We start from the raw sequence: 3,288 nt of genomic DNA on the forward strand, positions 1-3,288 counted from the left end.
ATACAACTGTAACTAACTGAATTATTTAATCATTTAAGTAAACAATAGGATAGATAATATATTCTGTTTAATAGATCATATCATAATAATGTTCAGTTTTCTGGACACTTTTTTATTTAAAATTATAACTAATTGAAATATAAGTAAAAAAAGTGTCCAAAAAACCGACAGTTGAAGGAGCAATTTTTTCAAAATTTATTTATTGAAAAGCATTCTATTTTTGGACAGTTGCCTTTTTTTAAAGTAATATTGAAGTGTTATGAAAAAAAAATGAAAAATATGCCATCGGCACCTATGTTTGGCACGACAAATACGGAAAAGGAAGAGTCCTCAAAGTTGAAAGAAGGGACTCCAACACCCTTCTCATTATAAGTTTTGTAAACTGCGGTATAAAAAAATTTCTTGATGATAGGACTTCGCTTAGAATTTATAAAAATTATAAATTAGAAAGATATCAAATAAACAAAAATGATTGAGAGGAGAGCAAGAGAAGAATTTTGTAATATTACAGGCAAAGAGAGATTCTCCACTTATAGGGAAGACCTAATAACTTACTCCTATGATGCTGCTGATATAAGCTATTTGCCTGATGCGGTGATTTTTCCATTGACAGAAGATGAAATAATCAAAATTGTAAAAACGGCAAGCAAATATTCCATACCAATATTTCCGCGAGGAGCAGGTTCGGGTTTTACAGGAGGAAGCGTTCCAATCAAAGGTGGACTTGTTGTATGCCTATCAAAGATGGATAAGATAATAAACATTGATTCTGAAAACCTCATTGTAGAAGTCGAACCGGGTGTAGTTACAGAAAAATTTCAGCAGGAAGCTGAAAAAAGAGGGCTTTTTTATCCCCCTGATCCTGCATCCTTAAAATTTTCTACAATAGGGGGAAATATTGCAGAATGCTCAGGAGGGCCTCGAGCAGTCAAATATGGAGTCACAAGGGATTATGTTCTCGGATTAAATTTAGTTATCCCACCAGGGAAACTAATCAAAACAGGAGTAAGAACGGCAAAAAGCGTTGTAGGATATGACCTTACGCGCCTTATTACAGGCTCTGAAGGGACATTGGGCATAATTACACGCGCAATATTGAAACTTATCCCTCTACCAGAATCAAGAATATGCCTTCTCGCAATGTTTAGAAGCATCGAAGATTCAGCACAAACAGTAACTGATATAATTTCATCAAAGATCATACCTTCCACAATCGAGTTTATGGATGAAGAATCCATAGTAACAGTGAACAAATTTATGAAATTCGGTATCGCAAAGGAGTGCAAAGCTCTCCTTATAATGGAAATTGACGGAAATAAAGAAGAAGTAGAAAAGAAAGCCAAAATTATAAAAGAAATTTGCGCCACGAAAAATGCCTACGAAATAAAGATGGCATCAGGTAAAGATGCAATCGATAAGCTATGGAAAATAAGGCGCAGTTTATCTCCGGCCTTGGGACAATTATCTCCAACAAAGATAAATGAAGATATTACTGTCCCTCGCACCAAGATTCCTGAAATTTTAAAGAAAATCTATGAAATTGCAAAGCGCCATAAACTCAAAATAATCTGCTTTGGTCATGCAGGAGACGGCAATATTCATACAAATATAATGACGGACAGAAACAATGAAGAAGAGATGGAAAGAGTTGAAAAAGCAGTAGAAGAGATTTTTCGAGAAACAGTAAATATGGGAGGAAGCATCTCCGGTGAACATGGTATCGGCATTACGAAATCGCCCTATATATCTCTTGAAATAGAAAAAGAAGAATTAAATCTTATGGCGCGAATAAAACAAGCCTTTGACCCTCAGGGAATAATGAATCCGGGAAAGATATTTCCTCCTGATTTTAACAAAGATGGTGCAACCCCTAATCAGAATCGGAATTCCTATAAATGAATCTGTCCATCATTGGCCAAAATTGGGTCCATTTCGGGTCGCTCATATCAGGCTTTTGTTCAATCCAATCCTTGAAAGCCGAAATCTTTGAATCAGTATTGTCTGCATAATGAAGAGCCAATGCTTCAATTGTCATAGGCCTGATTGGAGAGCCAAATTCAAGTTCACCATGATGGCTTAAAATAGAATGTTTCAATTCATTTAACGCATTTGCAGGAAAATCTGTTATTGCAGATATCCTTTCATCAATCATATTTACACCAAGGATAATATGGCCAATCAAACGCCCTTCATCTGTATAATTGGCTGTAATCCCATTTTTGAGTTCCTTAATCTTGCCAATATCATGCAAAAGCGCACTCGTTATGAGAAGGTCGCTGTTGAGTTCATATAATCCTGCCAAAAAAGAGCAGATTCTGCACACTCCAATAGTATGCTCTGCAAGTCCTCCAACCCATGAATGATGCACTGATTTTGCCGCCGGATGGGTCAAAAATTTTCTTTTAAAAGCAGAGTCATCAAAGAATGCTGAAATAAGTTTTTTAAAATAATCCGCTTCTACATTTGAAATTATCTCTTCTATTTCTTGTGCAAGAGTTTCTATGCTTTTATCTGAAGTCTTGACAAAGAGGGAAAAATCAACTTCTTCATCATCTACAATTTCTATAGAAGAGATTACCACCTGAAGTTTTTCATTATATAGATTTACATTCCCCTTGATGGAACAAATAGAATCTACTTTGATTTCTTCATATTCCTTCTTAAAATTCCAACAAATGGCCGGTATTTCCCCTGTCTTATCAGTCAAAACAAGGCGAAGATAAGGTTCGCCATTTTTTTTGTGAAAAAGCTGGACCCACTTTACAGCATAACAGCTATCTATAAAATCCCCCTCTTTTAGACTAATGATTCTCTTTTCATCCATTTATCTTCCACTGCTCCATCTATATAAAAATATGGCAAACAATATCCCAAGCACGGTTCCGGCATTGAAAAAAATTTTTCCCCCCAAAGTCAAAGTAATAAAATGAAGTTTCAATGTAGTGGGAGAAAAACCAATATCAAATCCTGCTGAAAATATCTTCTTTAAAGCATCTACCGGAATTAGCAGACACAATTCGGATAAAACATTTCCAGCTAACATTCCAAGAATTATATAAAGCAGAATCAAAAAAACATTTCTTCCCTGCACTGTTTTTCAATCCCTTCTAAACTTTGAAACCACATTGATAGTTGATTGAAAAAATTCTATAAGATATAAGAAACAAACATTTAAATGTAGTCCTAATATAAACACATTTTAAAAACTAATGAAACTTATTTTGTTTGGTTTTTTCTATTATGAAAGAGAGATGTGAATAATGGATCCTTTGAGAATAAAAATAGACC

At 34.7% G+C, this 3,288-nt stretch carries 4 protein-coding genes; 2 read left to right on the top strand and 2 right to left on the bottom strand.

Translation table 11 applies throughout. The features are described 5' to 3' along the window. Positions 1 to 171: 171 nt before the first annotated feature. Both D6734_10295 and D6734_10300 read left to right on the top strand, forming a co-directional pair. Positions 172 to 372, top strand: a complete 201-nt coding sequence (locus D6734_10295) for a hypothetical protein (GenBank protein RMF93333.1) — start codon at positions 172 to 174, stop codon at positions 370 to 372. 96 nt (positions 373 to 468) lie between these two features. After that, the gene (locus D6734_10300; protein RMF93334.1) at positions 469 to 1,899 is read left to right on the top strand and encodes an FAD-binding protein; all 1,431 of its coding nucleotides are present in this window, start codon (positions 469 to 471) and stop codon (positions 1,897 to 1,899) included. Here the strand turns inward: D6734_10300 and D6734_10305 are convergent. Further along, positions 1,871 to 2,824, bottom strand: coding sequence for an HD domain-containing protein (locus D6734_10305; protein ID RMF93335.1), 954 nt, complete (start codon positions 2,822 to 2,824; stop codon positions 1,871 to 1,873). The two genes, D6734_10300 and D6734_10305, sit on opposite strands and share 29 nt — an antisense overlap. After that, positions 2,825 to 3,091, bottom strand: a complete 267-nt coding sequence (locus D6734_10310) for a DUF4321 domain-containing protein (protein RMF93336.1) — start codon at positions 3,089 to 3,091, stop codon at positions 2,825 to 2,827. It lies immediately after the preceding gene. Positions 3,092 to 3,288: the final 197 nt, after the last annotated feature.

The sequence above is a fragment of the Candidatus Schekmanbacteria bacterium genome, from assembly GCA_003695725.1.
GTDB lineage: Bacteria > Schekmanbacteria > GWA2-38-11 > GWA2-38-11 > J061 > J061.

Excerpts from the sequence above, each read along its gene's own strand:
- D6734_10305 (RMF93335.1), bottom strand. The coding sequence starts at position 2,824 with ATGGATGAAAAGAGAATCATTAGTCTAAAAGAGGGGGATTTTATAGAT.
- D6734_10300 (RMF93334.1), top strand. The coding sequence starts at position 469 with ATGATTGAGAGGAGAGCAAGAGAAGAATTTTGTAATATTACAGGCAAA.